This window comes from Streptococcus sp. HMSC10A01, from assembly GCF_001807785.1.
Classification (GTDB): domain Bacteria; phylum Bacillota; class Bacilli; order Lactobacillales; family Streptococcaceae; genus Streptococcus; species Streptococcus gordonii.
On record NZ_KV790980.1, the window covers coordinates 31,962 to 58,238 of the forward strand.

At 38.1% G+C, this 26,277-nt stretch carries 23 protein-coding genes; 13 read left to right on the forward strand and 10 right to left on the reverse strand.

The features are described from left to right. Positions 1-150 precede the first annotated feature (150 nt). The 4 genes from HMPREF3108_RS06815 to HMPREF3108_RS06830 form a co-directional block, all read right to left on the reverse strand. On the reverse strand, positions 151-741 hold the full coding sequence (locus tag HMPREF3108_RS06815; protein WP_070494011.1) for a hypothetical protein: 591 nt from the start codon (positions 739-741) through the stop codon (positions 151-153). Next, a complete protein-coding gene (locus HMPREF3108_RS06820; protein ID WP_070494014.1) occupies positions 741-1,817 on the reverse strand; it encodes a cell division protein FtsK in 1,077 nt (358 codons plus the stop codon). Before HMPREF3108_RS06820 ends, HMPREF3108_RS06815 begins: the two co-directional genes overlap by 1 nt. Next, positions 1,817-2,131: a hypothetical protein gene (locus HMPREF3108_RS06825; RefSeq protein WP_070494017.1), complete on the reverse strand. Its 315-nt coding sequence runs from the start codon at positions 2,129-2,131 to the stop codon at positions 1,817-1,819. Before HMPREF3108_RS06825 ends, HMPREF3108_RS06820 begins: the two co-directional genes overlap by 1 nt. Before the next feature lie 97 nt (positions 2,132-2,228). Further along, positions 2,229-2,762: a hypothetical protein gene (locus tag HMPREF3108_RS06830; RefSeq protein ID WP_070494020.1), complete on the reverse strand. Its 534-nt coding sequence runs from the start codon at positions 2,760-2,762 to the stop codon at positions 2,229-2,231. 181 nt (positions 2,763-2,943) lie between these two features. On the opposite strand from HMPREF3108_RS06830, the gene HMPREF3108_RS06835 reads away from it, so the two are divergent. Beyond that, complete coding sequence (locus HMPREF3108_RS06835; protein ID WP_070494023.1) at positions 2,944-5,751, forward strand: DNA methyltransferase; 2,808 nt, start codon at positions 2,944-2,946, stop codon at positions 5,749-5,751. 54 nt (positions 5,752-5,805) lie between these two features. Here HMPREF3108_RS06835 and HMPREF3108_RS06840 read toward each other — a convergent pair whose 3' ends face one another. Beyond that, positions 5,806-6,558, reverse strand: coding sequence for a hypothetical protein (locus HMPREF3108_RS06840; RefSeq protein WP_070494026.1), 753 nt, complete (start codon positions 6,556-6,558; stop codon positions 5,806-5,808). Between the two features lie 284 nt (positions 6,559-6,842). Here HMPREF3108_RS06840 and HMPREF3108_RS06845 point away from each other — a divergent pair, with 284 nt between their 5' ends. The 3 genes from HMPREF3108_RS06845 to HMPREF3108_RS06855 are packed head-to-tail and all read left to right on the forward strand — an operon-like array spanning position 6,843 to position 9,840. Further along, entirely contained in the window at positions 6,843-7,616 is a 774-nt protein-coding gene (locus HMPREF3108_RS06845; protein WP_070494029.1) for a hypothetical protein, read from the forward strand. Between the two features lie 13 nt (positions 7,617-7,629). Next, positions 7,630-9,135, forward strand: a complete 1,506-nt coding sequence (locus HMPREF3108_RS06850; protein WP_070494032.1) for a serine/threonine-protein kinase — start codon at positions 7,630-7,632, stop codon at positions 9,133-9,135. Between the two features lie 15 nt (positions 9,136-9,150). Further along, complete coding sequence (locus HMPREF3108_RS06855; protein ID WP_070494035.1) at positions 9,151-9,840, forward strand: DNA/RNA non-specific endonuclease; 690 nt, start codon at positions 9,151-9,153, stop codon at positions 9,838-9,840. Between the two features lie 82 nt (positions 9,841-9,922). Here HMPREF3108_RS06855 and HMPREF3108_RS06860 read toward each other — a convergent pair whose 3' ends face one another. The 3 genes from HMPREF3108_RS06860 to rpmF form a co-directional block, all read right to left on the reverse strand. Continuing rightward, positions 9,923-11,179 (reverse strand): hypothetical protein, encoded by a 1,257-nt coding sequence (locus tag HMPREF3108_RS06860; protein WP_070494039.1) that lies wholly within the window; start codon positions 11,177-11,179, stop codon positions 9,923-9,925. Between the two features lie 399 nt (positions 11,180-11,578). After that, positions 11,579-11,728 carry a 50S ribosomal protein L33 gene (gene rpmG / locus HMPREF3108_RS10505; protein ID WP_001265622.1) on the reverse strand — a complete coding sequence of 50 codons (150 nt, stop codon included), beginning with the start codon at positions 11,726-11,728 and terminating at the stop codon, positions 11,579-11,581. A gap of 15 nt (positions 11,729-11,743) precedes the next feature. Continuing rightward, positions 11,744-11,926 (reverse strand): 50S ribosomal protein L32, encoded by a 183-nt coding sequence (gene rpmF, locus HMPREF3108_RS06865; protein ID WP_008809991.1) that lies wholly within the window; start codon positions 11,924-11,926, stop codon positions 11,744-11,746. Between the two features lie 241 nt (positions 11,927-12,167). On the opposite strand from rpmF, the gene ilvD reads away from it, so the two are divergent. After that, on the forward strand, positions 12,168-13,874 hold the full coding sequence (gene ilvD, locus HMPREF3108_RS06870) for a dihydroxy-acid dehydratase (RefSeq protein WP_012131032.1): 1,707 nt from the start codon (positions 12,168-12,170) through the stop codon (positions 13,872-13,874). A 65-nt stretch (positions 13,875-13,939) separates the two neighbouring features. Here ilvD and HMPREF3108_RS06875 read toward each other — a convergent pair whose 3' ends face one another. Beyond that, a complete protein-coding gene (locus HMPREF3108_RS06875; RefSeq protein ID WP_012131031.1) occupies positions 13,940-14,281 on the reverse strand; it encodes a metal-sulfur cluster assembly factor in 342 nt (113 codons plus the stop codon). A 180-nt stretch (positions 14,282-14,461) separates the two neighbouring features. On the opposite strand from HMPREF3108_RS06875, the gene hisS reads away from it, so the two are divergent. From hisS to HMPREF3108_RS06895, 4 genes are all read left to right on the forward strand, one after another. Further along, positions 14,462-15,742, forward strand: a complete 1,281-nt coding sequence (gene hisS / locus HMPREF3108_RS06880) for a histidine--tRNA ligase (protein WP_012131030.1) — start codon at positions 14,462-14,464, stop codon at positions 15,740-15,742. Between the two features lie 89 nt (positions 15,743-15,831). Beyond that, complete coding sequence (locus HMPREF3108_RS06885) at positions 15,832-16,041, forward strand: hypothetical protein (RefSeq protein ID WP_012131029.1); 210 nt, start codon at positions 15,832-15,834, stop codon at positions 16,039-16,041. 131 nt (positions 16,042-16,172) lie between these two features. Continuing rightward, on the forward strand, positions 16,173-17,927 hold the full coding sequence (gene aspS, locus HMPREF3108_RS06890; RefSeq protein WP_070494042.1) for an aspartate--tRNA ligase: 1,755 nt from the start codon (positions 16,173-16,175) through the stop codon (positions 17,925-17,927). Continuing rightward, positions 17,914-18,849 (forward strand): YitT family protein, encoded by a 936-nt coding sequence (locus HMPREF3108_RS06895; RefSeq protein WP_070494045.1) that lies wholly within the window; start codon positions 17,914-17,916, stop codon positions 18,847-18,849. The genes aspS and HMPREF3108_RS06895 overlap by 14 nt, the downstream gene beginning before the upstream one ends. A 228-nt stretch (positions 18,850-19,077) precedes the next feature. Here the strand turns inward: HMPREF3108_RS06895 and argS are convergent, their stop codons facing one another. Beyond that, positions 19,078-20,766 (reverse strand): arginine--tRNA ligase, encoded by a 1,689-nt coding sequence (gene argS / locus HMPREF3108_RS06900; protein ID WP_070494048.1) that lies wholly within the window; start codon positions 20,764-20,766, stop codon positions 19,078-19,080. Between the two features lie 128 nt (positions 20,767-20,894). Between argS and argR the strand changes: the two genes are divergently transcribed. The 4 genes from argR (at position 20,895) to HMPREF3108_RS06920 (ending at position 26,272) form a co-directional block, all read left to right on the forward strand. After that, positions 20,895-21,332 carry an arginine repressor gene (gene argR / locus HMPREF3108_RS06905; RefSeq protein WP_008809983.1) on the forward strand — a complete coding sequence of 146 codons (438 nt, stop codon included), beginning with the start codon at positions 20,895-20,897 and terminating at the stop codon, positions 21,330-21,332. A 178-nt stretch (positions 21,333-21,510) separates the two neighbouring features. Continuing rightward, entirely contained in the window at positions 21,511-24,054 is a 2,544-nt protein-coding gene (mutS, locus tag HMPREF3108_RS06910) for a DNA mismatch repair protein MutS (protein WP_070494051.1), read from the forward strand. Between the two features lie 116 nt (positions 24,055-24,170). Then, entirely contained in the window at positions 24,171-24,929 is a 759-nt protein-coding gene (locus HMPREF3108_RS06915) for a zinc ribbon domain-containing protein (RefSeq protein WP_223351820.1), read from the forward strand. Positions 24,930-24,964: 35 nt separating this feature from the next. Next, positions 24,965-26,272, forward strand: a complete 1,308-nt coding sequence (locus HMPREF3108_RS06920) for an SPFH domain-containing protein (RefSeq protein ID WP_070494054.1) — start codon at positions 24,965-24,967, stop codon at positions 26,270-26,272. Positions 26,273-26,277 lie beyond the last annotated feature (5 nt).

Below are 26,277 nucleotides of genomic sequence, written 5' to 3' on the forward strand. Positions count from 1 at the left end.
AAACAAATATGATAATTTTCGTAAACTGACTTAACTTTTTGTTTGTTGATTATTGATCCATTGGTCGTAGTGCTCCCCAATAGGAATGAATGATTTTAGAAAATGGAGTGTGTTTGACCTTCACTATGTGAGTCAAACACTCCATTTCCCTTATCTTTTTGAACCTTTGTAAAACAATTTATTCCCAATTCGCACCGCAGATGAAAAATAAAAGTTTGGATTGTAATTCGAGATTTCTTCTTTTACATGTGATTCTATATTTTTTAAAATGTGCTGTGATTGTTGAGCTACAGGATATTTTAAAACAACTAGCACACTCTCATTTCGTACATCAACAATACAATTTGAGAGTGATTTATTGAAATCTCGTAAAATTTGATTTCTTTGAAAACTATTTGCAGAAGTTGAGATAGTCTCATGTTGTATTAAAAAATAACGTAGTCTGATAGTTTGTTTCACTGATTCAAAATAGTTGGATATTTTGTCTGTTTTATATCTATCCGTCAGCTCAATTGTTAATAAAATTGAAAGAAGTAAAAACAGCATAATAACAACTAATAAAAATATCATAGAAAGCAAATACAATTTATTTTGTATTACGACAATTTTTCTTGAAAAAACTTCATTATTAAATAAAAGAATTAAAAGACGAGAAGTTATACTCAATACAGTAATAAGTATTACAAAAACCAGTAGATATCTAGAGAGATTGAATGTCTTCTGAAAAAATGTCTTCTCCATTATAAAATTCCTTTCTTTGTGTAATAAGTAGGACAAAGCAGCGGAAGAACTTGATAAGGATGCTCATTATCAATGATTTGAATTAACCCTGTACCTTTGCCAATTGGAATCACAATCCCTTCTGGGTCCAAGTCTGGAAACAGAAATTGTGTTGTCTTTTGATTGATGTTTCCAATCTGAATAAGCACATTCAGTTGTTCCCGAACCGAAACTGGGATTGCGGTATGGTCTAGACGTTGCCCCACCATACAAAGATGTATATTTGACGATCTCGAGAGCAAAGCTATTTCTGAAAGTAGTGAAAAAAATGAATCCCTTATAGTTTTATTGACTCCTTCGGATAGCGCAAGCATTTCATCTATTACAACTGTATAATGCCTAAATTTATGGGCTGGATTATCATAGAGGATTTCTTGTCTTTGGTGTATAAGATTTAAGCAAGAACTGAGATGTCCATTGATTTCTGAAACAAAGTCTGATTTGGAGCGATTTTTCTGAGGATGTAGAACGGCAATTCCATTTTCTCGTGCCCAACGGCTAGGAGTATCGAATTTAGGATCTACAATAATCAAGTCAGAAATATTTTTGAGCATAGACAGAAAATAGGTCAGAGCATAAGACTTACCAGAACCGCTGTTTCCTGCAATAGCCATCGAAGTTACTTTGTTGTAGTCAAGAGTAAGATTTTTCATAATTGGAATGAAATTCCCTTTTTGATTGCCTACGAATTCTTCTAAATCAGGAATTACTAAGCGTTCAGAGATACCGATTTTCCAAGGAAAAAAGAGCCCCCGCTGGACATGAATGTCATCTGTATCTAGTGCCACAAAATATGCTGAGTTTTGTTTAAGTACCGTATACTTTGGATAGAGAGCTGCATTAGCTATAAGAAAAATCTTCTGATAAAGATCGTCATCAATAATGTATCCAGCTGGTAGTCTCGGTATAAACATAAAACCATCATTCATGATTTTAATGTCAAAACTATTAGTGTAGCTAGTCTCTCCTTGCATGATACTCCCAAGCCCCATATTTAGGGCTTGGAGCAAGTATTGTGCAAGTTCTTTAGTAGTCATTATTTGACCTCTTTGATGTTATTCGCACGGAAATAGACATTGTAGCCGACTTCACATGCTTCTAATCCATCAAAGTCTACCATCGCTAAATACGATGGAAGAGTTACTTCAGATTCAAACTTCACCTGGAACGGTGGTAACCCTTTTTGAGAGAACCAGGCTTTGTGACCGATAATCTCACCTGTTGGCTGACCATCTTCAAACTTAATTTGAGCTTCAAATTCAGTACTCAAGCAATGAATCGCTTGCTTCTGATCAACATATTGTTTAGCAGTGTTAGCTGAATAGCCATTTTTTCGATTTTTTGTACGCATAAACGTACCTCCTTTTATTTTTTCTTAGCTAAGTTGAATCTAGTTTATCAAAGGAACAAATTATAAGTCGTCAAAAATTTTGACGGTTTAAAAATCATTATTGTGATAATAAGCAAGCTAATTCAATAAGCCAGTCGCAAATTTTCTCCGAAATTTCATCGGATGTTTCTTCAACTGGAAACGTTGGAAAAAGATTTAACAAACTTGCGATAAATTTGTCAATAATATTTTTTTCAAAATTTTCAAATTTAATATCATTTTTTTCATATCTTCTGTTTAAAAAGATAAAAAGTTGGGCTCGTAGCAATGATTCTTCAAAATGTGAATCTGTTTTTATAGCTTCTAAAATTTCTGAAATAAGGCCTATACAAAACGTCTCATTTGGGAAAAAGAGATCTCTAGGAGTATTAATTCCCAAGCTTTCTTGAAATGAGTCTGCAGCTTTATTTGTCATATTTCGCTTCCCTTTCAAAATTTCTCTAACCGTAGTACTACTCAACATCTCAATATCATATTGACCACATGTCCGACCTACTTCATCTTGTTTTAAACTCTTCTCTTTCATCTGTTCTTTCAAATACTTTCCTAATTTTTTTCTATATATTTGAACAATGATTTCTTTATTATGCATTATACTACTCTCCTTTTTTAGGCAAAAAAAAGAGCCATCCGACCGATGGCTCTTTGATTTTTTAATTTGTAATAGTAGTATGCCACAAAAAGCGATTTAAAAAATTTCAGATTTCATAAAAAATAAATTGATCATTTTTAATGGTATAATAACATCAAGTAGTAATATTATTGGAGTTGAAATGAATATCAAAGAACAGAAAAAAAATGCCCAAGCGTTTATTAAACGTTGGGAAAATCGTGGGAATGAGCGACAGGATAGTCAATCTTTCTGGCTAGATTTACTTCAGTCAGTATATGGTATTGAAAAACCTTCGGAATACATAACATTTGAAAATCCAGTCAAGATGGATACAACAAGTTTTATTGATGGGTACATTGAAAAAACTAGAGTCTTAATTGAACAAAAAAGTAGGACTAAAGATTTATCAAAAGCAATTGTACAATCTGATGGGTCTAAATTGACTCCGTTCCAGCAAGCAAAGAAATATGCTACAGAAATTGGATTCTCAAGGTATCCTAGATGGATTGTAGTGTCAAATTTCCAAGAGTTTCGTATATACGATATGGAACAACCAAACAGCGAGCCTAAGATTGTTCGATTAGAAGATTTGGACAAAGAGGCTTACCGTCTGGAGTTTTTAATAGATAAGACAAATGAACACCTAGAACGTGAAATGAAGGTTTCTATCGAAGCTGGAGAAATCGTTGGAGAAATTTACGAAGGACTTCTTAAACAGTACATTAATCCAGATAGTCCAGATAGTCTTCATGCGATTAATCAACTTGTTGTTCGTTTAGTTTTTTGCTTGTATGCAGAGGACGCTGGTATATTTGGACATAAGATGATGTTCCATGATTACCTGGCTCGTTTTAGCAGCCGTGATTTTCGTAGTGGTTTAAAAGACCTTTTCAAGATTTTAAATACGCCGATTGAGGACCGTGATCCTTACTTAGATGACGAATTACTGGCCTTCCCATACGTCAACGGAGGGATGTTTGCTGAGAATAATTTGGAAATTCCCAAATTTACAGACGAGCTCCGTGAGTTGATTTTGGAACATGCATCATCTAGCTTTGATTGGTCAGAAATTAGTCCTACAATTTTCGGTTCAGTATTTGAATCAACGCTGAACCCGGAAACACGTAGAAGCGGTGGTATGCACTATACCTCTATTGAAAATATCCATAAAGTAATTGATCCACTCTTCCTAGATGAACTAAGAGATGAATTGAATGAGATTCGTCAATTCAAGCAATTTAAAACGGTTGAACAAAGAGCTAAACAGTTCCAGTCAAAACTATCTAGTCTGACATTCTTTGATCCAGCTTGTGGTTCAGGGAACTTCCTGACAGAAACTTATATATCCCTCAGACGCTTAGAAAATGAAGCTATCAAGCTTTATATGGGGGATACAGTAGCATTGGATTTAGGTCAAGACCTTGTTAAGGTGAAGTTAAATCAATTCTATGGTATCGAGATTAATGACTTTGCGGTTTCTGTTGCTAAAACGGCTCTCTGGATTGCAGAAAGTCAAATGTTGGAAGAAACCAAAGACATAGTGTTTGCGAACATTGATTTCTTGCCTTTAAAATCCTATACAAATATTGTTGAAGGAAATGCTTTAAGGACGGATTGGGAAACCATTGTACCTAAAGATAAACTAAACTATATAATTGGGAATCCGCCTTTCGTGGGGCACTCAATCCAAAATGCAGAGCAAAAAAAGGATATGCGAGCAATATATGTTGATGAGAACGGCAAAGAGTATTCATTGGCCGGAAAGATTGATTATGTTGCGGGTTGGTATTTCAAAGCTTCTGAATTAATTTTCGGAACAGCTGCTAAAGTTGCGTTTGTATCTCCCAACTCAATTTGCCAAGGGGAGCAAGTTGCAGGTGTTTGGAAACCTATTTATGATAGATTTAATATTTCGATTGACTTTGCTTACCAGACGTTCAAATGGAATAGTGAAGCAAAAGATAAGGCAGCTGTACACTGTATCATTGTTGGATTTAGCTCCGATACAAATAAAGGAATTAAAAAACTATATACAGGTTCAAATACATTAGAACTCGTTGAAAATATTTCTCCTTATTTATTACCAGGAAAAACTATATTTGTCGAGTCACAAAAAAAACCACTAGGGAATGTATCTCCTATGTATTTCGGTAGTAAGCCAACCGATGGTGGTTTCTTCTTCTTAACTCCAGAAGAGAGAGAAGAATTTGTAATAAAAGAACCTCAATCTTTAAAATATATCCATAAGGTTTTAGGAGCTCAAGAGTATATAAATAACATTGAACGGTATTGTTTATGGTTAGTTGATATAACTCCCGAAGAATTAAAAAATAGTCCTATGATCTATGAACGAGTGCGTAAAGTCAGAGAGTTTAGATTATCAAGTAAAGCTGAATCGACAAGAAAATTTGCTGATAGACCAACTGAGTTTAAGCAAAATGCTCAACCTGAAACTCCATATCTTATTGTACCAAGAGTATCATCGGAGAATAGACGATATGTTCCAATCGGTTATATTCAACCAGAGGTAATAGCGACAGATGCCACTCAAATCATACCTAATGCAAGTCTATATGAATTCGGTGTTGTCACCTCAAATGTTCACATGGCATGGATGCGTACTGTTGCAGGTAAGTTAAAATCTGATTACCGATATTCAAGTACAATTGTTTATAATACTTTCCCTTGGGTAGAAATTAGTGAACAACAAAGAAAAGGAATAGAGGAAACTGCCAAAGAAATACTAAATGTAAGAACTAAATATTCTACAAGCAGTCTTGCTGCGTTGTACGATGACAATATTATGCCTTCTGATCTGAGAACAGCACACCAAAAAAATGATCGAGCGGTTATGGAAGCTTATGGTATGACAAAGATCGTAGACGGGAAGAGAACGTGGTTAACTGAAAGTGAAACAGTTGCACGATTATTTGAGATGTATGAAGAAATTATACAAAAAACCAATTAATATTTTTATGACACAAAAAACCTCAGAAGTAATCTTCCGAGGTTTTTTGTAATTTTATTCTTGCCTTATTCTGAACATGATTGAAGATCTAGATACAGTTTTAATTTGTGAAAGTTTGTTATAGAATTCGAGTTGCCCAATAATAGCAAGATCATAATTTTGATGTTGGTCTATTTCATCCCTGTTTTCCCCTCTAAATATAGTTGTCTTTGTTTTCCACTCGCCTTGTTGGTTGGTTTTAACAATCAGTTTGTATCTAGTTCCCCATTTAGTCTCAATTTCTTTAACTTCTAAATGAACACTCCCATAAAATAGAAAGATGTTATTTTCTTCGTCCTTATCAAACCAGCTATTCAAAGATTTTCTGGGGATACATTTTCTAGTATTAGGTTGACCTTCTTTTCTGACTAATATTGTAAAAGGATTATCGCCTACATCGTTAGCAGGAATTTGATTTTCTTCTCGTTCTCTTAGCAACATTCGATTTAACATTGCTTCAAGTCTATCTTGCATCTCCTCCTCACCTAAATTACTAACATAATCCTTGATTTCCTTCCTGGATACAGATTCATATTTGAGAGAACAATCCGCCATATGATCTGACGACGGTAATGTAGACAAAAAAGCTCTTTTTTTTGATGTTTTATGAGTAAATGCTAGCTCAGCAATCCTACATTCTGGACAACATATTCTACCACGGTAACTCGAAATATCTCCACTTTTTTGTTCATATTCCTTTTCTAATTCATCTAAATTATGAATTCTTTGATCCCCAGTGAAATAGAATTCTTTAAATTTCTCTCCCATTTTACCTACTCCTTAACTCAATAATATATCATATATGCTATATTATACCTAATTCAAAAAAAATGCTATTATAAACTTGAAAGTAAATTATAGAAATCTTATTTTGGGTTAAAATATTGATAAACAGAAGAAATTAATAATATCGTAAGAGCTATAAATAATTAATTCTACTAGTTAAGAGCCATATTTAGAGTCATACATCTAAATTAATTTTATAATGAGTTATTACTTCAACAAACCAACTTCTTAACATATTAATGGTATAATAACATAGAGGAATTACTATGGAAGAAAATTTAAACCCTAATATTGATCCACGAATAAAATTTAAACTACTGCCACCAGCTACTATTATTAAAAATTTTGTTGACGGAGAACCTGATTGTAATTATGAGAACTATTTGCTAGAGCTACTTAATAAGTCATCTCATTTTAAAGAAAAAGGACAATCTCTTTTCTCTAAACCGTTAAATGAGAATAATGGTCAATGCGATGCAATATCAAAAAATTATGAAATAGACTTTAAATTATTATCATCTAGCACTAGATTACAAGCTAGTCATTTGTTTTCTCCAGGTATTAGCAATGACGGTGACGGTATAATTGGTATTCATGAAAGTAAAAAGAAATTCGGTGAAGTAAAAGCTACTCAGATTCATGTTGCATTCCGAACAAGAGATATATCAGAGCTCACTCGATTAGGGGAAAACTTTTTAAATATTAGAAAGTATGGTATTGAAAGAGATATCATAAAAGTGTTGAAAATGCTTGAAAAACAGAAAAACCTTTTATTATTTTTTCCATATTCGTTTGAGCTGATTGATATACTCGAGACAGATAATTCAGATGATATTATTGTAAGCGCGTTAAATTATGATTTCAAATCATTATTTGAATACAGAGATTTAAAAGCGAAGGGATTTGATACCTATTTTGTAACTATATTTCAAGATAGATTTTATATTTTTTCTATTCTAGACGACACCCTCTGTTTAATTGAGAAAGTAGATTGTATGTCACTGCCTACATTTATTAAATTAAAAAATTACCATCTATAAGGAGGACGAGCTATTGATCAATCCAGATTTTTACAAAAGACTAGCAAAGATATTCTGTGGAGATGAGATAGAGCTGTTTACTTATAAATCAGGTCCTCAGCTAGTTTCTTTTTTCAATACCCATTTCCATACCCAAGATAGTTATGGTCAGGGTTTTCCTACAAGATGGATATATGTGAATGACAAGCTGTTGGACTTTTCATATAGAGGCATTATCAATTCATTTTTCAACCTTATACTCAGCAAACAATATCTTTTAACAGAGCGTCAGATAAGTGAAGTGGATGCTATAGAGCATCAGCAGAAAATAATAAATGAATTAGATAAAATTTGTTCTGTTTATTCTTTAAAACTCTCAAGAAAAGGAAATGAATTTTATTTAGTAGAAATTGATTTAGATTTAGTTGAGATTGGAAAGGGTGGTTTTGCTGATATTTATTTCCAAAAATCTACAGGATTAGTGGTAAAAAAACTAAATGAGGAATCTGTGAGACGACAATCGTTGAGGAGCAGGTTAAAAAGAGAGTATGAAATAACTAAGTCTTGTTCGGATATTGAGAGTATTATTCGAGTATTTGATTTCGATAGTAGTAATTGTTCATACACAATGGAAAAAGCCGATGATACATTGGGAAATTATATTGAAGCAAGTGAGCTGACAGAGGATTCTAAGCTCAATATATTGCGTCAAATACTTTATACTATGTCTCTTGTCCACCAAAGAGATGTTCTGCATAGAGACTTAAGTCCAACCAATGTTTTCTTCGTGAATGGGATAATTAAGATTGCTGATTTTGGATTAGGAAAAAACCTAAATACTCTGACTTCTCATCAAACAATGGATACAACTTCTTTCGGTCAACTCTTTTATTGCGCACCAGAGCAACTAGCCCTTTTAAAAGATGCAGATAAACGAAGTGATGTGTATTCATTGGGACGTATTATTAATTTTGTTATGACTAAAAATCCTATTATTTTTTCACATTCTCTTCGTTCTGTTAGTGAAAAAGCTACGAATTTAGAACCTGATTATAGGTATCAAGATGCTACTGAAATGTTGAGTGCATTAAATGCATGGTTGAGCATTAGAAGCGATAAAACTTTTAAGAAAACAATATGGGAAAAAATTGGCCACGGTGTTTTTGATGACGATATAGAAAACTATATCTATGAAATGCCAGCAAGAGAGTTATGTCAATCATGCATCAAAAAAAGTGATATTTTTATTGAAAGCTTAATGGTCTTTATGAAGTTAGATGATACGCACGCAATTTATATCATTCAGACGATTCATTCTAACTACGAGCAATATTTGAAGCGATTTGAAGATGCAGATCCTTTTGCCTCTCTTTCTTATAGAGTTTTAAAGGGACAATTTTCCTTCAATGTTAATGAAGTGGCTGCCCAAATTTTACACTATGTAGCTTATGAAGTTGGGCGCTTTTCTGCTCAGCGTATGATAGATAACCTTATTGAAAATGGGATTGAACCAATGATTGAATCCATTTTAGAAAGATAAATTAAGAAATATATTATGGCAAAAGAAAATAATATTATAGAAACTACATTAACGCAAATAGCACGGACCTCTCACGGTAATAATTTGAACATTGATGACTGGAATTGTGGGTTTAAAAATTGGAAAATGCTACCAATTGAAGATGGTAAATATTATATATTTTTGGACAAAGTAAAAATGGATTGTAGAGTAGTCCAAAAACCTATATATCGTGATAACCCAATAATGTGGAAGGTTATACTTAGAAAAGAACCTAAAGCTGATTATTTCATTGATGCTCTAAGTAATGTTAACCATGTTAAGGACAGAAGTCATAATGATGATGACCCATCCATTCCAGGTGAGAATACAAAAGATCGAGGTCATTTTATTGCTGACTCATTTGATAAGTATTTACTTACAAATGATGAACGTAATGCTAATAACTCACAATCCAATCAATTTTTTGGTATAAATAATAAAAGCAATATCTCACCTCAAGATTTTAGAGCAAATCGAAACTCCAAGGAATATGCTGGACAGTTGAGATTCGAGCAACAAGTGAAAAAATATCTTGAGAAAAGTACTAATGCAAATGAAGAAGTTTATTATGAAATTGAAGAAATTAAGATAGAAGAAAAGATATTAGGTCGCAGAATATTCATTCATTGGAATCAAAGTGATGAAGCTGATATTCATGTATTTATTCCAGAAGACCGTGATTGAGAGTTTATACGTATATTAAAAAGAGCAATATTGCTCTTTTTTGATTTTAGACGTATTGCTTATTTGTAATTTTTCCATTTGGCTATAAGTTATCTTTTTCAATTATTTTTACATCAATTCGAGGTAGTAATTTTGTAATTTCATCAAAAGCAGACTCTTTCATATCCATGAATTTTCTATAGTTTGGAACTGATAATACATTTCCATCGGTTATTCCTCCACCTATTGGTCGTAACTGACAATAAAAGAAATTATTTTCTAGTCTTTCCATAACATTATTAGCAAAATCTTCCCCCATTGCTTCTTTAAATAATTTTCTAAACAATTTCTCCCATGCTGCATCATATTTACGAAAAACAAAAACCGGTTTTTGTGATTCCTTATTATTTAAATATTTATAGATTCTTCTCAGTACAATGAACGCACCCAACTTAGATAAGTCTGAATTGAGAATAATCTTTTCACCAATGCCATTTTCACCTAAATCAGGTTGAGCACATGAAAAAGGATAAATTTCTAAATTACATATTTGTTGAGCGATCTTTTCAATTTCCTTTTGCTTTCCTTCCAGTTCTATAAAATCTAATACCTTATTTATCTGAATGAGTTGAGAATAATACTCTCTCAAATAGTAATAATTTTCTAACAGATTTTTTTGACTTTTTTTAGACTTGTTTTTGAAATCGAACTTAGATTTTAAATCAAACATATGGTTAATTTCACTCATTAAATTGCTTTGATTACTATAAATGATATCTTTGACGTATTTAATACTTTTTAATTTATATCTTCTTTCTATAATTGATTTAATATCAATTTCCTTTTCTTTATATCCTTTTAAGATCTTTTTAATATTTTTAATAGTTTTCTTTTTTTCAGTATCAGTTATCAAAATCTCGGTTTTTCCATAATATCCTTTTAGGCTTGTTTCCTCGAGGCCTTTATCAATTTGATTATCTTGATAAGCCCCTAAATAGCCTCTAGGATTTTCCAAACAGTGGAAAATAGTAGCTGTATCTATATCTCCATGAAAATGAGTTGGAATTTGGTAGCGCATATTCAAATGTCTACCTACTTTTTCTATTTCTTTTTTTAAGTCATCCGGTAGAATCTTCAGCCAAGAGAAGTCCATAGTTGTTTCAGACTTCTCAACTTTTTTTATAAATTCATTAATCAGATTTTTACCCTTATCTTGATGCCAAGGGCTAAACTTTTCTAAAAATTTTTCCTTATCATTAAAGTAAAAAATCTTTACGCCTTTTTGGGGGATTATTTTTTTAAAATATTTTTCTAAATCTGATTTTAATTGTTCCAAAGCTTGATCTTCATCATTTTTCATGATATGTCCATCCTACTTTATTGATTTTTCACTATGAATTCTTTAAAATCATTATACTACAGAATTTCTACATTAGTTCAAAATCAATTTTCTAGAAATTGAAGAATTTATTACATTTAATTTTGTTGTGAAGTTAGTTCTTCCTGTTTATTATCTCATGATCTAATCTAGTAATTCATTTATCTATATAAGAAGATTATTGATTTAGCTTATAAGAAACACCCTAGTTCACTGAACTAGGGTGTTTCTTATATATCCGAACATCTAATTTATTTCACAAAAAATGTAGTCAAAAATGTAGTCATTCGGTTGATTTTTATTGCAATACATTGAAATTTAAAATTTCAAGAATCGCGTTAAATCAAGGATTTCTCGTTTCTAATGAAACGTAATGACCTATTATTTAACCTCTGTAAACACAACGTGTTTGCGAAGTTTTGGTGAGTATTTCTTCAATTGAAGACGGTCTGGAGTGTTACGTTTGTTTTTAGAAGTAAGGTACAAGCGTTCACCAGATTCTTTGTGTTCAAGTGTAATATTTACGCGCATGGTATCTCCCTTCTATTATTCAGCTGCAGCAGCTTTAGCGATCTTACGTCCTTTGTAGTATCCTTTAAGTGATACACGGTGAGAACGTGAGTAATCTCCAGTAGTTTCGTCAAAAGTTACAGATGGAGCTGTTACTTTGTAGTGAGTACGACGTTTGTTTTTCTTCGCTTTTGAGGTGCGACGTGCAGGTACTGCCATTGTTTGTTTCTCCTTTTAGTTTATGAATTCGATTCAGTTTGATGATTTACATCAACTTTAACAGTATATCAAAACTTTTTTGTAAAGTAAAGTTACTTGACAGATTTTTTTATTTAATTTGAAAATAGCAGAGCAATTATTTTTATAAAATTCTGAAAATTTAAAAATTTCCTTCTGTTCATTTGAGGGCAAGTGTGGTATAATATAGGACACAAAGACCACTGATAGGAAGGGAATAGACATGACAGATAAGCTAGAAAACCGTCATAGAAGTAAGATTTACGATAGCATGGTTAAATCACCAAACCGTGCCATGCTTCGGGCTACAGGAATGACGGATAAAGATTTTGAAACACCTATTGTAGGGGTGATTTCGACTTGGGCGGAAAATACCCCTTGTAACATGCACTTGCACGACTTCGGTAAGCTAGCAAAAGAAGGAGTTAAATCTGCTGGTGCTTGGCCTGTACAATTTGGCACGATTACCGTTGCGGACGGGATTGCCATGGGTACGCCAGGTATGCGCTTCTCTTTGACCTCTCGTGATATCATTGCAGACTCTATCGAAGCTGCCATGGGCGGGCACAATGTGGATGCCTTTGTGGCCATTGGTGGCTGTGATAAGAACATGCCAGGCTCTATGATCGCCATTGCCAATATGGATATTCCCGCAATCTTCGCCTACGGTGGAACGATTGCACCAGGGAACCTTGATGGGAAAGATATTGACCTAGTTTCCGTATTTGAAGGAATCGGAAAATGGAACCACGGAGATATGTCCGAGGAGGACGTGAAACGTCTCGAGTGTAATGCCTGCCCTGGCCCTGGTGGCTGTGGTGGTATGTATACAGCTAATACCATGGCTACAGCCATTGAAGTTCTGGGTATGAGCTTGCCAGGCTCCTCTTCTCACCCAGCTGAATCTGCTGACAAGAAAGAGGATATCGAAGCGGCTGGACGTGCGGTTGTTAATATGCTTAAGATGGGGTTGAAACCTTCTGATATCTTGACGCGTGAAGCCTTTGAAGATGCGATCACAGTGACCATGGCTTTAGGTGGCTCTACTAATGCTACTCTGCACTTGCTAGCTATGGCTCATGCGGCTAATGTTGAGCTGACGCTTGATGACTTCAATGGCATTCAAGAGAAGGTACCGCATTTGGCTGACTTGAAACCATCTGGTCAGTACGTCTTCCAAGACCTTTATGAGGTTGGTGGGGTGCCTGCTGTGATGAAATATCTCTTGGCGAACGGCTTCCTACACGGTGATCGCATCACTTGTACTGGTAAGACAGTAGCAGAAAACTTGGCAGACTTTGCGGATCTGACACCAGGTCAAAAAGTCATCATGCCACTTGAAAATCCAAAACGTGCAGACGGTCCATTGATCATCTTGCATGGTAATCTGGCTCCAGACGGCGCTGTTGCTAAGGTTTCTGGCGTTAAAGTACGTCGCCACGTCGGACCAGCCAAGGTATTTGACTCAGAAGAAGCCGCTATTGATGCAGTGTTGGCCGATGAAGTCGTAGATGGTGATGTAGTTGTAGTTCGTTACGTTGGACCAAAAGGTGGCCCTGGTATGCCAGAAATGTTGTCACTTTCTTCTATCATTGTAGGGAAAGGTCAAGGGGACAAGGTTGCCCTTCTGACAGACGGCCGCTTCTCAGGTGGTACTTACGGTTTGGTTGTCGGACACATTGCTCCGGAAGCTCAGGATGGTGGCCCAATCGCTTATCTCCGCACAGGCGATATAGTAACCGTTGATCAAGATACCAAGGAAATTTCCATGGCTGTCTCTGATGAAGAGCTGGCGAAACGCAAGGCAGAAACAACGATTCCACCGCTTTATAGCCGCGGGGTACTTGGTAAATATGCCCATATGGTATCCTCTGCTGCTAAAGGTGCTGTGACCGACTTCTGGAAACCAGAAGAAACCGGCAAGAAATAGCCAATGTATAACAAAAGAACCCGCTAGCTTTCTAGCGGGTTCAATATTTTTATTTCAATGTTTTTCTATTTAGGACTAATCCCTAGTGCGATACGACCGAAACGGCTGATACGGGTAATTTTCCAAGCAGGTGACCAAGTAACCTCGACAGAGACACTTTCGATCTCATCAATCTTCTTCAGAGAGTCCATGATGGCGATGGGGAGGCTCTCAGCACAGTCGCAGGCAGTATCAGTAAAGGTCATGACAATCTTGCAGTGGCCACTTTCGTCTAGGTTGATCTCATAAATCAGGCCTAGGTTATATACATCTAGCTCTACATCTGGATCGTAAATGCGCTCGAGTTTTTCTACTAGTTTATCCTGAATTGCAGCTGCTCGGTCGTTGATTTTGATATCGTCTCTCATAGGTATCTCCTTCTCTCTGGCTGGAATTGTTTTTATTTTCTCACAATTCTGACATTTTTTCAAGATATTTTCCAAAATGAAAACGGATTTACTTCTTACCGCTGGAAAATGCCATTTGTACTCCTAAAAATGCTGGACTTGTGGTAAAATATAGGTACTAAAGAAGACAGAGGTGAGAAGATGAAATTACAAAAACCAAAGGGAACTCAAGATATTCTCCCACAAGAGTCTGCCAAGTGGCAATATGTAGAAGAATTTGCCCGTGAGACATTTAGGAAATACAATTATGCTGAGATTCGTACTCCTATTTTTGAGCATTATGAAGTTATCAGCCGTTCTGTTGGAGATACGACAGACATCGTGACCAAGGAAATGTATGACTTCTATGATAAGGGCGACCGCCACATCACCCTTCGTCCGGAAGGGACAGCTCCTGTCGTTCGATCTTATGTGGAAAACAAGCTCTTCGCACCGGAAGTTCAAAAGCCTGTCAAGCTCTACTATATGGGCTCTATGTTCCGCTATGAACGTCCACAAGCTGGTCGTCTGCGGGAGTTTCACCAGATTGGAGCAGAGTGCTTTGGATCTAGCAATCCTGCAACAGACGTAGAAATGATCGCCATGGCAGCCCAATTCTTTAAGGAAATTGGCATCACCAATGTCAGCTTGGAGCTAAATACACTGGGGAATCCTGAGAGCAGAGCGGCTTATCGTCAGGCTTTGATTGATTATTTGACTCCACTGAAGGCTAGTCTGTCTGCAGACAGTCAACGTCGCTTGGAAGAAAATCCCCTGCGCGTGCTGGATTCTAAAGAGCCTGAGGATAAGGTGGCCGTAGAGGGTGCGCCGTCTATTCTGGACTATCTGGATGAGGAGAGCAGTGCTTACTTTGCGGCTGTTCGCTCTATGCTAGAGACTTTACAGATACCTTATGTTATCAATACCAACATGGTCCGTGGTTTGGATTATTACAACCACACGATTTTCGAGTTTACGACTGAGGTGGCTGGCAGTCAGTTGACCATTTGTGCGGGTGGCCGTTATGATGGGCTGGTTGCTTACTTTGGTGGTCCTGAGACTCCAGGTGTCGGCTTTGGTATGGGCTTGGAACGTTTGCTTCTCGTCTTGGACAAGCAAGGTGTAGAGCTTCCGATTGAGATGGGCCTGGACGCTTATATTGCTGTTTTGGGGGCTGGTGCCAATGGCAAAGCTTTGGAATTAGTCCAGTCTCTCCGAGCACAAGGTTTTGCGGCTGAACGGGACTATTTGGACCGCAAGATCAAAGCCCAGTTTAAATCAGCGGATATCTTCCAAGCGAAGACTATTATTACCCTTGGAGAGAGCGAGCTGGAAAGTGGCGAGCTGACTGTCAAAAATAATGTTACGCGTCAAGAAGTGACAGTAGCATTCGAAGCTATTAAGACAGATTTTCAGGGTGTTTTGGCCCAAATTGGACTCTAGGCAAGTGAAAGCAACAGGTGCTGGAATTCTATTCCAGCCCTCTGTTTTAGTTGAACAATCACAAACGATCATCTACAAAGGAATATTGAATGAAAAAAATAGTCATGCTCTCCCTTATTCAGGCAGTCGCTTTATTTATCATAACGGGTCTTCTGTGTTTATTTATTAGGGGAGATTTCTTTTTCCGCTATCTAGCTCCTATATTTGGCTTGGCGGCAGGTCTTTTTCGATTTTTAACAGCTATGGTCAGCAAGGCCTTGGCACCTGCTTTATTTGAAGAGGACAAAAAGGCAGACTAGGCTTGAATCGACTCTTTTCAAGCTCTCTTATTTTGCAAAAATTGATTTTTCTAAAAAAATCTTGAGGGACAAGCTTATCCCTCTATCTTTATGGTAAAATAGAACAAGAATTAAAAGTTTGGAGAAAAATAATGAAACGTTCGATGTATGCTGGACGTGTTCGCAAGGAGCACGTAGGTCAAGAAATCACTTTGAAAGGCTGGGTTGCTCGTAGACGAGACTTGGGTGGCTTGATTTTCATTGATTTGCGAGACCGTGAAGGCATCATGCAGCTGGTTATCAATCCTGAGACTGTTTCAAAGGATGTGATGGAGACAGCAGAAAGTCTGCGCAGCGAGTTTGTTATCGAGGTGACAGGCCAGGTTGTTGCGCGTGAGCAGGCTAATGATAAATTGGCAACAGGTGCTGTAGAATTACACGTACAAAGCCTGGAGGTTCTAAACACCGCTAAAACAACTCCTTTTGAAATTAAAGATGGCATTGAAGCTAATGACGATACACGTTTGCGTTACCGCTACCTCGACCTTCGTCGTCCAGAGATGTTGGAAAATCTCAAACTTCGTGCTAAGGTGACCCACTCTATTCGCAACTACTTGGATGAGTTGGAATTTATCGATGTGGAAACACCCTTCCTTTCTAAGTCAACACCAGAAGGAGCGCGTGACTATTTGGTGCCATCTCGTGTCAATAAAGGCCATTTCTATGCTCTTCCTCAGAGTCCTCAAATCACTAAGCAATTGTTGATGAATGCTGGATTTGATCGCTATTACCAAATCGTTAAGTGTTTCCGCGATGAAGACTTGCGTGGCGACCGTCAGCCTGAGTTTACCCAGGTCGACTTGGAAACTTCCTTCCTTAGTGAGCAAGAAATCCAAGACATCACAGAGGGCTTGATTGCGCGCGTCATGAAGGAAACAAAAGGAATCGAAGTAACGCTTCCATTCCCCCGTATGAAGTACGATGATGCAATGGCCCTATATGGTTCTGACAAGCCAGATACTCGTTTTAACATGTTGCTTCAGGACCTGACAGAAGTGGTCAAAGGTGTAGACTTCAAAGTCTTTTCAGAAGCACCTGCAGTAAAAGCAATTGTCGTTAAAGGGGCTGCAGATAACTATTCACGTAAAGACATCGACAAGATGACCGAAGTAGCCAAGCAGTATGGAGCTAAGGGCCTTGCTTGGGTTAAGGTTGTGGATGGAGAATTAAACGGACCAGTTGCTAAGTTCTTGACAGCTATCCAGGCAGACTTGATGACAGCACTTGGTCTTGAAGATAAGGATTTGGTTCTCTTTGTAGCGGATACGCTTGAGGTAGCCAATGCAACCCTCGGTGCCCTTCGTGGACGTATTGCCAAAGAGCTTGACTTGATTGATAACGATAAATTCAACTTCCTTTGGGTGGTTGACTGGCCAATGTTTGAATGGTCTGAAGAAGAAGGCCGCTACATGAGCGCCCACCATCCATTTACTCTTCCACAGGTAGAGACCGCTCACGAATTAGAAGGTGATTTGGCCAAGGTTCGTGCCATTGCTTATGATATCGTCTTAAACGGTTATGAGCTTGGAGGTGGTAGTCTTCGTATCAACCAAAAAGAACTCCAAGAACGGATGTTCAAGGCTCTTGGATTCTCAGCTGAGGAAGCAAATGACCAGTTTGGATTCCTTCTCGAAGCTATGGACTATGGTTTCCCACCACATGGTGGTTTGGCTATCGGGCTTGACCGTTTTGTGATGCTCTTAGCAGGCGAAGAAAATATCCGTGAAGTGATTGCCTTTCCTAAGAACAACAAGGCGACTGACCCAATGACACAGGCTCCGAGTCCTGTGGCTACAAAACAGTTAGATGAACTGAATTTACAAGTGGAAGTAAATGAAAAAGACTAAGTTTTATAAGATCCTACGTTATAGGATTCGCCGATTGGCCTACAATTTTCGGCTCTTGAAAGTGCTACAGAGCATTTCTAAGGAGAAATATGATGAGAAAATCTCGGCTTCGATTGTCTATGGTTTTCTCTCAGCTGTTGCTGTGAATTTCTTTTTTCAGCCTGGGCATGTTTATTCTAGTGGGGCAACAGGTCTAGCTCAGATTTTTTCTGCCTTGAGTGAGAGATTTCTTGGGATGACAATTCCAGTTTCCCTTACCTTCTATTTAATCAACATTCCGCTGATGATTGTGGCCTGGTATCAAATTGGACATAAGTTTACAGTTTTCACCTTCATAACTGTCAGTATGAGTTCCTTTTTTATCCAGATTGTTCCAGAGGTAGTTTTAACACAGGACCCTATTATCAATGCTCTTTTTGGGGGCGTCGTGATGGGAACTGGTGTTGGTTTTGCTTTGAAAAATAATATTTCTAGTGGCGGAACGGATATTGTCAGTTTGACTGTTCGTAAGCGGACAGGCCGTAATGTCGGTAGTATTTCCTTCATGGTGAATGGGGTGATTATGCTGATTGCAGGTCTGACTTTTGGCTGGACCTATGCACTTTATTCGATGATTACCATCTTCGTATCCAGTCGGGTAACGGATGCTGTATTTACTAAGCAAAAGAAAATGCAGGCCATGATTATTACCAGTTGTCCAGATAAGGTTATTGAGAAAATCCACAACCGCTTGCATCGAGGAGCTACCATGATCAATGGTGCAGAAGGGACCTACAATCATCAGGAAAAGGCAATTCTGATCACAGTAATTACTCGGGCTGAGTATAATGAATTTAAATACATTATACGTAAAACCGACCCGCAAGCCTTTGTCTCTGTTTCAGAGAACGTCCATATCTTAGGACGTTTTGTGGAGGAATAAACAAGTAATTGTTGCTTGGATATAACATAACAAATGCACCTTTTTAGGAGGTGCATTTGTTTTACAAATAAAAATAAGACGAATGAAGCAGTAGATTATTCTATGGTCGCTCTTTGATGATATTGTTAGAAAATGCTGTGAAAAAAATGCTAAATCCAGCTGGATCAGTTAGAATACGGCTAGTTGAAAAAATTAAAAATGCGCTCTTTAGAGCGCATTTTTAGCTTCTTACATTTTATCTGGAGCATCAACACCAAGTAGGCGGAGAGCTTCTTTTAGGACCACGGCTGTAGAGTAGCTGAGAGCTAAACGGCTATCGCGTTCTGGGCTTTCGTCCAAGATCCGTGTGTGTGCATAGTATTTGTTGAAGGCTTGAGCCAAGCTGATAGCATACTTAGCGATCAATGATGGCTCATAGTTATCTGCAGCGCGTTTTACAACACGGCTGAAGTCTTGGAGGAGCTTGATGATTTCCCAGCTTTCAGCATCGTTTAGACGGTAGTCAGCATTTGCATCAGGTGTGAAGTCTGCCTTACGAAGGATAGATTGGATACGAGCATAAGCGTATTGGATATAAGGTCCTGTTTCTCCTTCAAAGGATACCATGGCTTCCAAGTCAAAGTCATACCCATTGCGACGGTCTGTCTTCAAATCGTAGAATTTAACTGCACCGACACCAACTGCATGAGCAACAGCTTCTTTGTTTTCAAGTTCTGGATTCTTGTCTTCAATTTGAGATTTTGCACGGCTGATCGCTTCTTGCAAGGTTGGCTCAAGAAGAATGATATTTCCTTTACGTGTAGACAGTTTTTGGCGGTTCTTAGTAACGAGACCGAAATCTACGTGAGTCATATCATCGCTCCAGTCAAATCCCATCTTCTTAAGTACAGCTTTGAGCTGGCGGAAGTGGTTAGACTGTTCTTGACCTACGACATAGATACTTTTGACAAAGTTATAGGTACGAGCACGGTACATTGCAGTTGCAATATCACGAGTGATGTAAAGCGTAGCTCCGTCAGATTTTTTGATCATAGCTGGAGGAAGGTTGACATCATCAAGGTTGACAATGCTCGCACCTTTTGATTCTTCCAAAAGACCTTTTTCTTCAAGGATTTTAATCCCTTCATCCATCTTGTCGTTGTAGAAGGCTTCCCCGTTTAAGCTGTCAAACTCAACCCCGAGAAGTTCATAGATACGGTTGAATTCCACCAAGCTTTCGTCACGGAACCATTGCCAAAGTTCAGTTGCTTCTGGATCACCATCTTCTAGCTTTTTAAACCACAAGCGTCCTTCGTCATCCAAGGCGGGGTCGTTTTCGATTTCGGCATTGATACGGACATAGAGTTGTAGCAGTTCGTCAATAGGATTGGCTTCGACAGCTTCCTTGCTTCCCCATTTTTTATAAGCGACCATGAGGAGACCGAATTGTTTACCCCAGTCACCCAAGTGGTTGATTTTGATGGTATTGTAGCCCATTTTGCGGAAAATGTTAGAAAGAGCATCTCCGATAACGGTAGAGCGTAAGTGACCAACTGAGAATGGCTTGGCAATGTTTGGACTTGAAAGGTCGATAGTAACATTTTCGCCCTTGCCTTCATTTTGTTGTCCGTAGTTAGCCCCTTCTTTAACTACTTCTTTAATCACTTGACCAGAAATCTCAGCTTTGTTTAAGAAAAAGTTGACATATGGTCCAGTTGCAACAACCTTGTCAAAGTGAGTTGTGTCAATCTTTTCGACAATATCAGCTGCAATAGCTTGAGGAGCCTTGCGTTCTACTTTGGCCAATGAGAAAGCAGGAAAGGCGATATCTCCTAAATCAGAACTTTTTGGCTGTTCGAGTAAATTTAAAATAGCGTCTTGGTCCAGGCTGTCAATCACCTTGGCCAATTCGCTGGCAATGATTTGTTTATTATCCATAGGTGCTCCTTTGAGTCTTTTAATATTACTATTTTATCACATTTTTAAAGGAATCTTCAAATTTTTTGGGTATCATAACAATTTTTTGGTATAATTTAGAGTATAAATATACAACTACCGAGGGGAAAATGAAAAAGAAAAAACGTCATGACTTAATCAAGAAAATGATTAAAGAGGAGAAGTTAGGGACACAAAAGGATATCCAGACACGTCTGGAAGAAGAGGGTATTTATGTAACTCAGACGACTTTATCCCGCGATTTGCGAGAAATTGGTCTAATTAAAGTCAAGAAAAACGGCCAGCTCTATTATGTTTTGGCGCAAGAAACGGCTCGAATTGATTTGACTGAGGTTTTGTCTTACCATCTTAGAGGGGTAGCCCGTGCGGAATTTACCTTGGTTTTGCATACACGCTTGGGAGAAGCTGCAGTGCTGGCTAACATCATTGATGAAAATAGGGATGAGAGGATTTTAGGTTCCTTAGCAGGTGCCGATACACTCCTATTAATTTGCCGTAACCAGGATACTGCCAAAGAAATCGAAGAGCAGATTTTGGCAAAGATGTAAATTGAAGAATGAAATAGGGCTGAGACAAAAGTTTCAACCTTTTTCTATTTATGGTAAAATCAGGTAAGATGATTCTTGGGTAACCATTAGAGTTCATGGTATAGCAAAAGGTGCTCAGGATTTAAGTGATTAGAGAGTTGGGGCATACAGGCCTAACTTGTCAACGAGAGAGGAAACTATGGCAACAGAAAAAATATCGCCAGGTATGCAGCAGTACTTGGATATTAAAAAAGACTATCAGGACGCCTTCCTGCTGTTTCGTATGGGTGATTTCTATGAGTTGTTTTACGAGGATGCTGTTAAAGCGGCACAGATTCTCGAGATTGCCCTGACTAGCCGTAATAAGAATTCAGAAAATCCCATTCCAATGGCGGGTGTACCTTATCACTCTGCCCAGCAATATATTGATGTTTTGATTGAGTCTGGTTATAAGGTTGCCATTGCAGAGCAGATGGAAGATCCTAAACAGGCCGTGGGGGTGGTCAAACGTGAAGTGGTCCAGGTTATTACGCCGGGTACGGTAGTGGATTCTAGTAAGCCAGCCGGAGAAAATAACTTTTTGGTTGCTTTGGATAGGCAGGAGCAAGCTTATGGCTTGGCCTATATGGATCTGGCTACGGGAGAATTTCAGGTAACCAGCCTATCAGATTTTGACCAAGCTTGTGGAGAAATTCGAAATCTGCGAGCTCGGGAAGTGGTCGTGGGTTATTGCTTGTCAGAAGATGAGCAGCAGGTTTTGTCAAAACAAATGAATTTACTCCTGTCAGAAGTCGAGGAAGCAATGGAGGACGTTCAGCTCTTAGGAGATGAGTTGTCATCTTTAGAAAAGCAGACGGCAGGGAAGCTTTTGGCCTATGTTTTTCAGACGCAGATGCGGGAGCTCAGCCATCTCAAAAAGGCCCATCATTATGAGATAAAAGATTTTCTTCAGATGGACTATGCGACAAAGACCAGTCTGGACTTGACTGAAAATGCCCGGACGGGCAAGAAGCATGGTAGTCTTTTTTGGCTCATGGATGAAACAAAAACAGCCATGGGAGGACGCTTGCTTCGTTCTTGGATCCAGCATCCCTTGATTGATAAGGGACGAATTATCAAGCGTCAAGATGTTGTTCAGGTCTTTCTGGATTATTTCTTTGAGCGGAGTGATTTGGCAGATAGTCTCAAGGGCGTCTATGATATTGAACGCCTGGTAAGTCGTGTGTCATTTGGCAAGACCAATCCCAAGGACCTCCTGCAATTGTCTTCTACTTTGAGCCATGTTCCTCAGATTCGGTCAATTTTAGAAACGATTGAAAGCCCAGCTCTGGAGAGTTTGGTGGCAAGGCTAGATGCGATTCCTGAACTGGAAAATCTAATCAGCTCTGCGATTGACCCAGATGCTCCACAAGTAATTACTGAGGGCAATATCATTCGAACTGGTTTTGACGAGACTTTGGACCAGTACCGTTTGGTCATGAGAGAGGGGACTAGCTGGATTGCGGACATTGAAGCCAAGGAGCGAGAGGCAAGTGGTATTACTAATCTGAAAATTGATTATAACAAGAAGGATGGTTACTATTTCCATGTCACCAATTCTCAACTAGGCAATGTCCCTAGCCATTTTTTCCGGAAAGCAACCTTGAAAAATTCTGAGCGTTTTGGTACGGAAGAGCTGGCGCGCATTGAAGGCGAGATGTTGGAGGCGCGTGAGAAGTCTGCTAATCTGGAATATGAGATCTTCATGCGCATTCGTGAAGAGGTCGGAAAATATATTCAACGGCTACAAGCCTTAGCTCAAACCCTAGCTACGGTCGATGTTTTACAGAGCTTTGCGGTTGTGGCTGAAAGTCAACACTTAGTCCGTCCAAGCTTTACAAGCAGTCGTAGTTTGCAGATTAAAAAAGGCCGTCATGCGGTTGTCGAAAAAGTCATGGGAGCCCAAAGCTACATCCCAAATAGTATCGAGCTGGATCAAGGAACAGATATTCAGCTGATTACCGGACCAAATATGAGCGGGAAGTCAACCTACATGCGACAGCTAGCAATGATTGTCATCATGGCTCAAATGGGATCGTATGTACCAGCGGAAGTCGCCAGTCTTCCGATTTTCGATGCTATCTTTACACGAATAGGTGCGGCAGATGATTTGGTGTCTGGTCAATCGACCTTTATGGTGGAAATGATGGAGGCCAATCGGGCCATTCGACAAGCAAGTGACCACTCTTTGATCCTTTTTGATGAACTGGGACGGGGGACTGCGACTTATGATGGGATGGCTCTGGCGCAAGCAATTATTGAGTATATTCATGATCGTACCAAGGCCAAGACTCTTTTTGCAACCCATTATCATGAGTTGACAGACCTGTCAAGTAGCTTGACACGATTAGAAAACGTCCATGTGGCAACTCTAGAGAAAGATGGCCAAGTGACATTTTTGCATAAGATTGAAGCAGGACCTGCTGACAAGTCCTATGGGATTCATGTTGCAAAAATTGCTGGCTTACCTACGGATTTGTTAAGGCGAGCAGATGCGATTTTGACAGATTTGGAAAATCAAGAGAAAAGAGAGACTTCTCTTTCAGTGTCCAGAATGGACTCCCAAAAGGTGTCTGAGCAGATGTCACTTTTTGAAGAAGAAACGGAACATCCAGCCCTGGCTGAACTCCGAGACTTGGACATCTACAATATGACTCCCCTGGAAGTCATGGCGGCGGTAGCCGAGTTGAAGAAGAAGTTGTAAAAAATAAGAGCTTGATACTTAATCAAGCTCTTTTTTAGTACTCTTGTTGGAGGCACTTAGAACCTTTTGAAGGAGTAGTGATTAGGATTTACAGGGTAACAAAAAAGCAGTATAATATGGAATATATGACCATAGATTTATTGGTGTTAAATGGGAGAATGGAGAAAAAGAAAATGGAATTTTGTACAAATTGTGGCCAAGCATTTGCCGAAGGTGCACATTTTTGTAGTAACTGCGGTACAGCTAAGGGAGAAACTGATACATCGCAACGGAAAACGGTATATGATGGGGATTTATATAAATGTCCGAATTGTGCTGAGAGGCTAGATTCTTTTATGACCGTTTGTCCAACTTGTGGATATGAATTGAGGGGAGCAAAGGGAGCTAGTAAAGTTGAGAAATTAGCGAAAAAATTAGAGTCTACTAAAAATAAAGGACAGAAAATTGATCTTATTCGAAATTTCTATGTCCCTAATACTAAAGAGGATATTTACGAGTTTGTTATCCTTGCAACCTCAAATATGAATTCATATGATTATGATTTTGAAGCGTGGAATTCAAAATTAGAACAAGCATACCAGAAAGCAACTCTTTCTTTTGGAAATACTGAGGAATTTCAATATATCAATCAATTGTATACTAAATCTAAAAAACATAAGAAGCTAAAATATTTTATAAGAACTGTTATGGGTTCCAAGATACTACAATGTCTATTGTTGGGAGCTGTTGGTATAATTATGGTAGTAGTAGGTTTTGTTTTAGGAGACCAAACAGGAGACAGCAACTCTCCTTTTTATATGATTGCCTTAGTTGGCTATTTTCCGATTATGGGGGCCTTTGGATATGCACTTCTTGGTGAAAAAGAAGACAAATAAATAATTTTTAGTTTTAATGAGTTAAAGGAGAAAGAATGAATTTATTTAGCAGAAACAAAACAGGCGGTTTCATGGATGAAATTCGTTGTGATGAACCGTCATATTTGATATGGAAGTGGCATCCTGCAGGAGTAGAGCAGGGAACAGGTGATAGAGAAAATGCCATTCGTTGGGGATCATCTTTGCGAGTCAAAGACGGAGAGGTCGCTGTCTTTGTCTATAAACAAAAAGATGGGACACTACAGGACTTTATTGTAGGTCCATATGATCAGACTATTAAGACTTCTAACTTTCCTGTGCTGGCAAGCATAGTAGGTCTGGCTTATGAAGGTGGCACACCATTTCCAGCAGAAGTCTATTTCATCAATCTTGCGCAAATTATTCAAGTCAAGTTTGCAGTACCGTTTTTTGATGTCTATGATCCAAGGTTTTTAGACTTTAGTGTTCCTGTTGCGGTTCGTGGTACGATTAATTTTAAAATTACTGATTATAAAGAATTTATTAAGTTACACAGGTTGAATACTTTTAATCTTGATGATTTTCAAAAGCAGATTCGGGATGCTGTAGCCCGATATGCTAAACATATTGTAACCAATGCTCCTACAGAGAATAACATTCCTGTCATTAATCTTGAAAGCAAAATTTCACAAATTAATGAAGCTCTTGAACATGATGTCATGGAAAGATTAAAGGAGAATTTTGGTGTCACTGTTTCAAGTCTTGATATAGCTGCAATAGAGATAGATAAATCAAGTCAAGGCTATCAACAGCTTATGTTGGTTACCAAGGATGTTACCACAGCTAAAATACAAGCTGAAACTACTGACTATGTTGAACGGATACGTATCCAACGTGAAGAAGGACAATATGCGCAACATAAGCAAACACAATCTGCAAACCTAGGTGCATTTCAAGTTGAAAAGCAGTCCGAAGTTGGTATTGCTGGCGCTGATGCATTGGGGCAAATGGGCGCTAATGGTTCGGGAACAGTTTCTCTGGGAGGCGATTCAGGCTTCAACCCCGCTGCTATGATGGCAGGAATGGCAGTAGGAGGTGCTGTAGGCCAAAATATTGCTGGAGCTATGAATAATATGATGTCAGGCAACTCCCAACAACAGTCAGTGGTTTCGCCTCCTCCGATTCCAACAACTGCTTACCATATTGCTGACAATGGACAAGCATCTGGACCTTATGATAGAAATACCCTAACACAAATGTCTCTATCAGGGCAATTCCTCCCTTCGACCTTAGTCTGGAAACCAGGAATGGCAGAATGGATGAGAGCAGATACAGTTGATGATTTGAAAGAGCTGTTTATGCCTCCAATTCCGCCAGTAGAATAAAAACA

Excerpts from the sequence above, each read along its gene's own strand:
- rpmF (WP_008809991.1), bottom strand. The coding sequence starts at position 11,926 with ATGGCAGTACCTGCACGTCGCACCTCAAAAGCGAAGAAAAACAAACGT.
- mutS (WP_070494051.1), top strand. The coding sequence starts at position 21,511 with ATGGCAACAGAAAAAATATCGCCAGGTATGCAGCAGTACTTGGATATT.
- HMPREF3108_RS06875 (WP_012131031.1), bottom strand. The coding sequence starts at position 14,281 with ATGAGAGACGATATCAAAATCAACGACCGAGCAGCTGCAATTCAGGAT.
- HMPREF3108_RS06835 (WP_070494023.1), top strand. The coding sequence starts at position 2,944 with ATGAATATCAAAGAACAGAAAAAAAATGCCCAAGCGTTTATTAAACGT.
- HMPREF3108_RS06915 (WP_223351820.1), top strand. The coding sequence starts at position 24,171 with ATGGAATATATGACCATAGATTTATTGGTGTTAAATGGGAGAATGGAG.
- ilvD (WP_012131032.1), top strand. The coding sequence starts at position 12,168 with ATGACAGATAAGCTAGAAAACCGTCATAGAAGTAAGATTTACGATAGC.
- HMPREF3108_RS06840 (WP_070494026.1), bottom strand. The coding sequence starts at position 6,558 with ATGGGAGAGAAATTTAAAGAATTCTATTTCACTGGGGATCAAAGAATT.
- argR (WP_008809983.1), top strand. The coding sequence starts at position 20,895 with ATGAAAAAGAAAAAACGTCATGACTTAATCAAGAAAATGATTAAAGAG.
- hisS (WP_012131030.1), top strand. The coding sequence starts at position 14,462 with ATGAAATTACAAAAACCAAAGGGAACTCAAGATATTCTCCCACAAGAG.
- HMPREF3108_RS06830 (WP_070494020.1), bottom strand. The coding sequence starts at position 2,762 with ATGCATAATAAAGAAATCATTGTTCAAATATATAGAAAAAAATTAGGA.
- HMPREF3108_RS06820 (WP_070494014.1), bottom strand. The coding sequence starts at position 1,817 with ATGACTACTAAAGAACTTGCACAATACTTGCTCCAAGCCCTAAATATG.
- HMPREF3108_RS06825 (WP_070494017.1), bottom strand. The coding sequence starts at position 2,131 with ATGCGTACAAAAAATCGAAAAAATGGCTATTCAGCTAACACTGCTAAA.
- HMPREF3108_RS06845 (WP_070494029.1), top strand. The coding sequence starts at position 6,843 with ATGGAAGAAAATTTAAACCCTAATATTGATCCACGAATAAAATTTAAA.
- HMPREF3108_RS06860 (WP_070494039.1), bottom strand. The coding sequence starts at position 11,179 with ATGAAAAATGATGAAGATCAAGCTTTGGAACAATTAAAATCAGATTTA.
- HMPREF3108_RS06815 (WP_070494011.1), bottom strand. The coding sequence starts at position 741 with ATGGAGAAGACATTTTTTCAGAAGACATTCAATCTCTCTAGATATCTA.
- argS (WP_070494048.1), bottom strand. The coding sequence starts at position 20,766 with ATGGATAATAAACAAATCATTGCCAGCGAATTGGCCAAGGTGATTGAC.
- aspS (WP_070494042.1), top strand. The coding sequence starts at position 16,173 with ATGAAACGTTCGATGTATGCTGGACGTGTTCGCAAGGAGCACGTAGGT.
- HMPREF3108_RS06895 (WP_070494045.1), top strand. The coding sequence starts at position 17,914 with ATGAAAAAGACTAAGTTTTATAAGATCCTACGTTATAGGATTCGCCGA.
- HMPREF3108_RS06920 (WP_070494054.1), top strand. The coding sequence starts at position 24,965 with ATGAATTTATTTAGCAGAAACAAAACAGGCGGTTTCATGGATGAAATT.
- HMPREF3108_RS06885 (WP_012131029.1), top strand. The coding sequence starts at position 15,832 with ATGAAAAAAATAGTCATGCTCTCCCTTATTCAGGCAGTCGCTTTATTT.
- HMPREF3108_RS06855 (WP_070494035.1), top strand. The coding sequence starts at position 9,151 with ATGGCAAAAGAAAATAATATTATAGAAACTACATTAACGCAAATAGCA.
- rpmG (WP_001265622.1), bottom strand. The coding sequence starts at position 11,728 with ATGCGCGTAAATATTACACTTGAACACAAAGAATCTGGTGAACGCTTG.